Annotated in this window: 6 protein-coding genes; 2 read left to right on the forward strand and 4 right to left on the reverse strand. The window is 74.8% G+C overall.

Going from position 1 to position 7,065, the window contains the following annotated elements:
- Positions 1 to 136 precede the first annotated feature (136 nt).
- Positions 137 to 1,159 (reverse strand): M56 family metallopeptidase, encoded by a 1,023-nt coding sequence (locus tag O4J56_RS31585; protein ID WP_270690882.1) that lies wholly within the window; start codon positions 1,157 to 1,159, stop codon positions 137 to 139.
- Positions 1,156 to 1,527, reverse strand: coding sequence for a BlaI/MecI/CopY family transcriptional regulator (locus O4J56_RS31590; RefSeq protein WP_270690883.1), 372 nt, complete (start codon positions 1,525 to 1,527; stop codon positions 1,156 to 1,158). Before O4J56_RS31590 ends, O4J56_RS31585 begins: the two co-directional genes overlap by 4 nt.
- A 202-nt stretch (positions 1,528 to 1,729) precedes the next feature.
- Here O4J56_RS31590 and O4J56_RS31595 point away from each other — a divergent pair, with 202 nt between their 5' ends.
- Both O4J56_RS31595 and O4J56_RS31600 read left to right on the forward strand, forming a co-directional pair.
- Positions 1,730 to 2,551 carry a cytochrome c biogenesis CcdA family protein gene (locus tag O4J56_RS31595; RefSeq protein WP_270690884.1) on the forward strand — a complete coding sequence of 274 codons (822 nt, stop codon included), beginning with the start codon at positions 1,730 to 1,732 and terminating at the stop codon, positions 2,549 to 2,551.
- Positions 2,552 to 2,640: 89 nt separating this feature from the next.
- Positions 2,641 to 3,627, forward strand: a complete 987-nt coding sequence (locus O4J56_RS31600) for a Gfo/Idh/MocA family protein (RefSeq protein WP_270690886.1) — start codon at positions 2,641 to 2,643, stop codon at positions 3,625 to 3,627.
- Between the two features lie 48 nt (positions 3,628 to 3,675).
- Here O4J56_RS31600 and O4J56_RS31605 read toward each other — a convergent pair whose 3' ends face one another.
- Together O4J56_RS31605 and O4J56_RS31610 are read right to left on the reverse strand one after the other, a co-directional pair.
- Positions 3,676 to 5,652 carry a serine hydrolase domain-containing protein gene (locus O4J56_RS31605; protein ID WP_270690887.1) on the reverse strand — a complete coding sequence of 659 codons (1,977 nt, stop codon included), beginning with the start codon at positions 5,650 to 5,652 and terminating at the stop codon, positions 3,676 to 3,678.
- A 146-nt stretch (positions 5,653 to 5,798) separates the two neighbouring features.
- Positions 5,799 to 6,203 carry a nuclear transport factor 2 family protein gene (locus O4J56_RS31610; protein WP_270690888.1) on the reverse strand — a complete coding sequence of 135 codons (405 nt, stop codon included), beginning with the start codon at positions 6,201 to 6,203 and terminating at the stop codon, positions 5,799 to 5,801.
- Positions 6,204 to 7,065: the final 862 nt, after the last annotated feature.

Consider the following 7,065-nt stretch of genomic DNA (forward strand, 5'->3'; position numbering starts at 1 on the left):
GGGAGAAACGACGCTTCCGGGCCGCTTTTAGGGGCGCTTTTCCCGAGATCAACGATGCGGGGGCGGCGCTCGGCGGCGGAGTCGGCGGGGCCGGACGCCTGCGGTTCGTCCGCCTATCCGCGCGGGCTTCGAGGCCTCACAGGGACATGGTCAGGCAGTCGTGCGGGTCCTCCATCCGCGCGCACACCTCCGTTGGGGCGTGGGCGACCGAGGCCGGGGCCGTGCAGCACGCCGAGCCCGCCAGAGCCACCGCTGGGGCGGCGGCCAGCGCCAGCGGGACCGCCACCGGCACGGCGGCCAGGGCCCCGGCCAGCAGGCCCCGCGCCCGGCCGAGCGGGGACGCACCCGCGATCAGCCTGCGCACCCGGTGCCCGGTCCCCGGACCGCCCGCCGCCAAGGCGCCCGCGGGGACCTGCCGGTCGGCGACGTTCAGCAGCGCCTCGGCCGCCACCAGGCGGTGCGTCGCCCGCGTCGCCGCGTCGTCGGCGGCCAGCTCCAGCAGGCGCACGATCTCGTCCCGTGCGACGCGGAAGAGGGCCACCCGGGGGAACGCCGCCGCCAGCCCGACGGCCGCCGCGGCCACCAGGTCGTGCCGCCCGCGCAGGTGGGCGCGCTCGTGGGCGAGGACCGCCCGCAGCTGCCCCGGTGTCAGGGCCGCCAGTGCACCGCTGGTCAGCACGATCCTCCCGCGCACGCCCGGCAGGCAGTAGACCGCGGGCAGCGCGTGCTCCACGACCACGGCGCCGGTCTCCCGGTCCTCGCGGCCGAGCAGCCGCAGGGCCTCGCGGTGGCGGCGGCGCGCGTTCCCGGCCCGCGCCAGCGTGCGGCCGATCGCCCAGGTGCTGCGCGCCCCCACCAGCAGGGCCAGCCCGAGCCCGGCGACGCCGACGGCGGCGCCTCCCGGGGTCGCGTACCGCGCGCGCAGCGCGGCCAGGCATGCGTCGAGGAACCCGGACACGGTGCCGTCCAGCCGCACGCCCGGGACGCTGAGCGCGAGCCCGCCGAGGACGACCGAGGCGACGGCGGCGAGGCTGAGGCTCTGCCAGGCGGCGATGCCCAGGCGCGGGGCGCGCTCCACCCATCGGGACCGGCGGACCACGGCCGGACCGGCGGCGGTGACCGCCAGCCCGTAGCCCAGCAGGACGAGCGCGACGGTCACGGCAGCTCCTCGCCGCGCTTGGCCTCGTCCAGGGCCGCGCGCAGCTCGGCGATCTCGTCCCGGGGCAGGCGGGTGATCAGCCGGGACAGCACGGCCGCCTGGTCGGGCGCCGACTCCAGGGCCTCCTCCACGAGCCCCGCCGCGTAGTCCTCCTGGGAGGCGGCGGCCCAGTAGCGGTAGGCGCGCCCTTCCTTGGCCCGCTTCAGCCAGCCCTTGCGGAACAGGTTGTCCATGACCGTCTGCACGGTGTTGAAGGCGATGTCGCGCCGCTTGCGGAGATCGGCGACGACGTCGCGCACGCGGAGCGGTTCCTGGGCGGACCACACGGCGTGCATGATCGCCGCCTCCAGGTCGCCGAATCTGGACATCCCCGACCGGTCCTTCCCGAGGTGCGGGCGGCGGGGCGCCGCCCGCCGCGTGACTCAACAAGCTTAGGTGACGGCGCCGGGGCCGGACACCGACGGATGCGCGGGCGCTCTCCCCACCCCGCCCGCACATCTCTCACCCAAGCACCTAAGGTCTCTAGGTGAGAAACCGTTCCCGACCCCGTGACAAGGATCCGCGCGACCCATGGACATCCAGAGCATCGTCATGAGCGGCCCGCTGCTTCTGGCCGTGCCGCTGGCCCTGGCGGCCGGGGCGATCACCTTCCTGTCCCCGTGCTGCCTGCCGCTCGTGCCCGGCTACCTCTCCTACGTCGCGGGGATGTCGGGCGCCGAAGGGGACGGCTCCGCGGCGGCGGACGGCGGGGAGGGGGCCCAAGGCGGGGCCGCCGTGCGGACCCGGCGCCGCGCACCGGGCGTGCTCCGGGCGCGCACCGTGCTGGGGACCCTGCTCTTCACCGCCGGGTTCTCCGGCCTCTTCGCCGCCTACGGGGCCTTCTTCGGCGGCCTGGGCGGCATGCTCTTCGCCTACCAGGACCTCCTCATCCGCGTCCTGGGCGCGGCCACGATCGTCCTCGGCCTGATGTTCATGGGCGCGCTCCGGTGGCTGCCCTGGACCGCCCGCAGCCTGAAGCCGGCCCTGCGGCCGCGCAGCGGCCTGGCCGGGGCACCCCTGCTCGGCGTGCTGTTCGGCCTGGGGTGGACCCCGTGCATGGGGCCGACCCTGGCGGCCGTCCTGGCGATGTCCACGGCCTCCGGCAGCCCGGGGCGCGGGGCGTTCCTCGCCTTCGTCTACGGGCTCGGGGTGGGGCTGCCCTTCATCCTCGCGGCCTTGGCGATGACCCGGGCCATGCGCGTCGCCGCGTGGGCGCGCAGGCACGGCCCGGCGATCACCAGGGTCGGCGGGGTCCTGCTGGTGCTGATCGGAATCTCCCAGGTGGTCGGCCTGTGGAGCGAGTTCACCGTGTTCATGCAGCGCTGGGCGGGCGGTTACACCCTTCCGATCTGACGTCGGCGGGCGGGGGCCCCGGCGGCTCCGGCCGGAGGGCGCCCTGGGAGCGTGTCCACGACAGAGGAGACGACCGGAGGAGCATCCCCATGCGTATCGGTGTTCTGGGAGCGGCCCGCATATCCGGGAGGGCGATCGCCGAGCCCGCGCGCACGTGCGGACACCGCCTCGTCGCGGTGGCCGCGCGCGAGCCCGCCCGAGCCGAGGCGTTCGCCGCCGAGCACGGCGTCGAGCGCGTCGTGGACTCCTACGCCGCCCTGGTCGCCGACCCGGAGGTCGATGTCGTGTACAACCCGTTGCCCAACGGGCTGCACGCGCCCTGGAACCTGGCCGCCCTCGCCGCGGGCAAGCACGTGCTGACGGAGAAGCCGTCGGCGAGCAACGCCGAGGAGGCCGCCGCCGTTCGCGCGGCCGCGGCCGAGGCGGGCACGGTGTTCATGGAGGGGTTCCACTACCACTTCCATCCCGTCGTCCGGCGCCTGCACGGGCTGCTGGATTCGGGAGAGCTCGGCGAGGTGCGCCACGTGGAGGCCTCGGTGTCCATGCCCGCCCCGCCCGACGACGACGTCCGCTGGTCCCTGCCCCTGGCCGGCGGCGCCCTGATGGACCTGGGGTGCTACGCGCTGCACGCCCAGCGGATGCTGGCGCCGTGGACGGGCGGCGCGCCCCGCCTGACCGCGGCGCGCGGCGCAGAGCGGGCCGGGTTCCCGGGCCTGGACGAGTGGCTGGAGGCCGACCTCGCCTTCCCCGGCGGGGCCACCGGCTCGGCGCGCTGCTCCATGGCCCACGACCGGTGGCAGGCCACGTTCCGGGTGGTCGGAACCCGGGGCGAGGCGACCGTCCTCGACTTCGTCCGGCCCGACCGCGACGACCGCGTCGCCGTCCGCACGCCGGACGGCGAACGCGTCGAGGAACTAGGGCGCCGCTCCTCCTACACCTACCAGCTGGAGGCCCTCGCCCGGCGCCTGGACGAGGGCGTCCCGCTGCCCTTCGGCGCCGAGGACGCCCTGGAGACGATGCGGTTGATCGACGCGTGCTACCTGAAGGCCGGATTCGACCCGCGCCCGACGAGCTGACGGCAGGGGCGGGGCCGCATGGCGGCCCCGCCCGCCCCCTCCCGGGGGTCAGCTCCACGGGGTCCAGACGAAGTTGAAGTGCCAGGCGACCGAGAGGAAGACGGCGAACGCCGCCCCGACCGCCGTGTAGTGCGCGCGGACCGGGACGCTCCACCAGCGGCGGCGCCACGCCGCGACCGTCAGGGCGAGCACGGCCGCGACGGGGAGCGCGGCCACGGCCAGCGGGATCTCCAGCACCGGCGAGCCGGTGAAGAACGCCATCTGCGCGGCCTCGGTCCCCATCAGGGCGACGACGGTCCCGAGGGCCGCCGCCAGGACGAGCCCGGCGGCGCCCGCGGTCCAGCGGGCGGCGCGGGCGGCACGGGGAGTCCGCTCCCGCCCGTCGTCCGCGCCCCGCTCGCCCGCACCCCGCACGGACACCCTGCGCACCAGCGCCGCCGCAGGCCAGACCAGCATGCTCAGCAGCACGAGGAGCGCGGCCCCGGCCGCCGCGAGCCAGGGGGCGGGGGTCTGGTGCCAGGCGACCTTCACATAGGGGTGCATCGGATAGGAGTCGCAGACGAGGCCCACGACCTCCCCGCCGTCCTCGATGAAGGCGGCCGTCTCCTCTCCGTCGGCGGAGCGGAACAGGCCGTCCCCGATGCGGGTCCAGTGCTGCTCCTCCGGTGCCGCCGAACACGACATCCGCAGCCCGTCACCGTCGACCGAGGCCGGGCGGAGGCTGCCGAGCACGGTCGGCAGCATGGTCGGGCCGCTGCGGTCGACCCGGGCCGCGTGGTAGTCGCCCGCGTAGTCCGAAAGGGGCCGTTCCCCTTCCCCGGCGCCGCCGCCCTGCCCGGCGCCGTCCGGCAGGGTGTCCTGTTCGGCGCCGGTGAACTCCGCCAGGAACGCGTCGATGACCACCGTCCACAGGGCGTCCTGGAAGTCCGCGTCCGCGTCGCCGTTCGCGGCGACGACGATGCCGACCCCGGCCTCGGGCACCACCGCGTACTCCATGTTGGCGCCGAGGAAGTCGCCGTGGTGGCCGACGACGCGGGGCTCGCCGGTGAAGCGCTCGTAGACCCCGTAGCCCATGGCCGAGATCAGCGGGTGCACTTCGGCCCGGCGCCCCAGCATCTCCTCGACCGTCTCCGGGGCGAGGATCCGCTCCCCGCCGTACGCCCCCTCACCGAGTAGGGCGAGCATGAAGCGGCCCATGTCGGGGGCGGTGGCGAAGGCGTAGCCCGCGGGGAAGTCGTTCGACCCGATCTCCGGGCCGGGCGCCCTCCCGCCGCCGGGCGTGAGCATGGAGCGGCTCGCGGTCGCGAAGTGGGCGGGCAGGTCCGCCTCCTTCTGGGCGAACGCGGAACGCTCCATGCCCAACGGGCCGAAGATGTTCTCTCGGGCGTAGTCGATGAAGGGCCGCCCGCTCACCCGCTCCACGACGGCGCCCGCCACGGCGATCCCGTAATTGGAGTAGGAGGTGAAGCGGCCGGGCGGGTAGATCAGGTCCGGCCGGTCCCGGGCGATGTGGTCCTGCAGCGAGGTGTGGCCGTCCGGGTCCGCGGAGACGGCTCCGGCCATCGCGTCCTCGAATCCGGGGGTGTGCGTGAGCAGGTGGTGCAGGGTGACGGGTTCCCCGGACGGGGTCCGGGGGATGTGGGCCTCCTCGGGGAGGTAGGTGTTCACGTCGGCGTGCAGGTCCACGTCGCCGCGCTCGGCGAGCTGGAGGACGGCCACCGCGGTGAACGACTTGGCGACCGAGCCGGTAGGGAACGACGTCTCCGCGGGGGAGACGGGGGTGCCGGACTCGGGGTCGGCCTCGCCGTAGCCGCGGGAGACGACCTCCTCCCCGTCGGCCACGACGGTGACCGCCGCGCCCGGTACACCCTGCTCCTTCATCAGCTCCGGCACGCGGGAATCGAGGAAGTCCTCCACCTCCGCCGGGTCGAGGCGTACGGGGTCGGCGTGGGCCGGGGGTGCGAGCAGGCCCGTGATGGCGACGACGAGAAGTACTGCCCATGCGCGGGCGGTCCAGGTGCGCATCTCCGCTCCAAGTAGGTCGGGACGGTGACGCGATTGCACCTCGCACAGGGCGGACCGGGCAGCGGTGTAGCCGGGCGGATTCGGAGCCGTGGTGGCGTGCCGAGGGGCGGTGGTGGGCGCACGACCGCCGCAGGGTCAGGTCCGTGTCACGTCCGCCCTCCCTGGGCCTCCGCCTCCTGCCGGATGCGGTCGAACTGGGCCCCCATGGCCTCGGCGAGGGCATGGGCGCCGGAGAGGGGGCGGACCATCACCGTGAGGTCGTCGACGAGGCCGTCCTCGTCGAAGTGCAGGATGTCGCAGCCGTGGACCTCCTTGTCGCCCGCCTTCGCCGTGAAGACGAGGACGAGGTCGCGCCCGGCGGGGTCGGCGATCTCCCGGACGTAGCGGAAGTCCTCGAACACTCGGAGGACGCCGCGCAGGATCGCGGCGGTGATCGCCTTGCCGGGGTAGGGGCGGTGGGCGACGGGGCTGGTGAAGACGACACCGTCGGCAAGGAGCGCCTCGACGGCCTCGTGGTCCCCGGCCTCGACGGCCGCGCGGAACGGGTGCACCGCGACCTCCTTAGTCAAAAAATTGAATAGGTGGATCGAAGAATAGGCCGAGGCACGCCGGAAGGCAACGGGGGAGGTGCCCGGGTCGGCGGTCGCCGCCGGAGTGCGGGGTGGAGGGCGGCGACGAGGGCAGGTGGGCGGCCCGCACCGCAGCGCTGTCGGGTGCGGCGCGTGTGCGTGGTCGTCGTGAAGGGCGGCGACGGCGAGGGCAGGGCGGTTCCCGGGCCTCGCCTGCCGTCCGTCCGGCCCCTCACGATCCGGGAGGCGGCGCGCGTTGATCTCGGGAAAAACGACGCTACCGGGCCGGTTTTAGCGTCCATATCCCCGAGATCAACGAGGGGGCGGCGGCGCGGGGGTGTGCTGTTGTTGATCTCGGGGGAGTCGGGCTTATCGTGTCCGTTTTAACCCCGAGTTCCCCGAGATCATCGCGGAGGCGGCCGTCCGGGCGACTCGTACCGCCCGCCGCCCCCTCGTCGATGATCTCGACAAAGGTGCTGTCAAAACCGCCGGAATGACAGCACTCCTGTCGAGATCATCGCCGGACAGGGGCGCACCGGGGCTGCGGGCGCCACGAGCACGGGCCGGGGCGCCGCCCTGTCCTCGTCGCTGCCCTCCACCCCACACTCCAATCCTCCTGCCGCCCGGCTGGGGCCCATACGCGGGGTACCAGCCCAGCCGCCTGGCCGGGGCGTGAGGGGCCTCGTGCCCGGCAGGCAGGGTCCGGGAACCGCCCCGCTGTCGCCGTCGCTGCCGTCCTCGGTGACCATGCACACGCCGGGCGGCCGACAGCGCTGCGGTGCGGGCCGCTGGCCTGTTCTCGTCGCTGCCCTCGACGCTGCACCCCGGCGGCTCGCCGCCCGGC

Origin of the sequence: Nocardiopsis endophytica, from assembly GCF_027706725.1 — a bacterium.
GTDB classification, from domain to species: Bacteria; Actinomycetota; Actinomycetes; order Streptosporangiales; family Streptosporangiaceae; genus Nocardiopsis_A; species Nocardiopsis_A endophytica.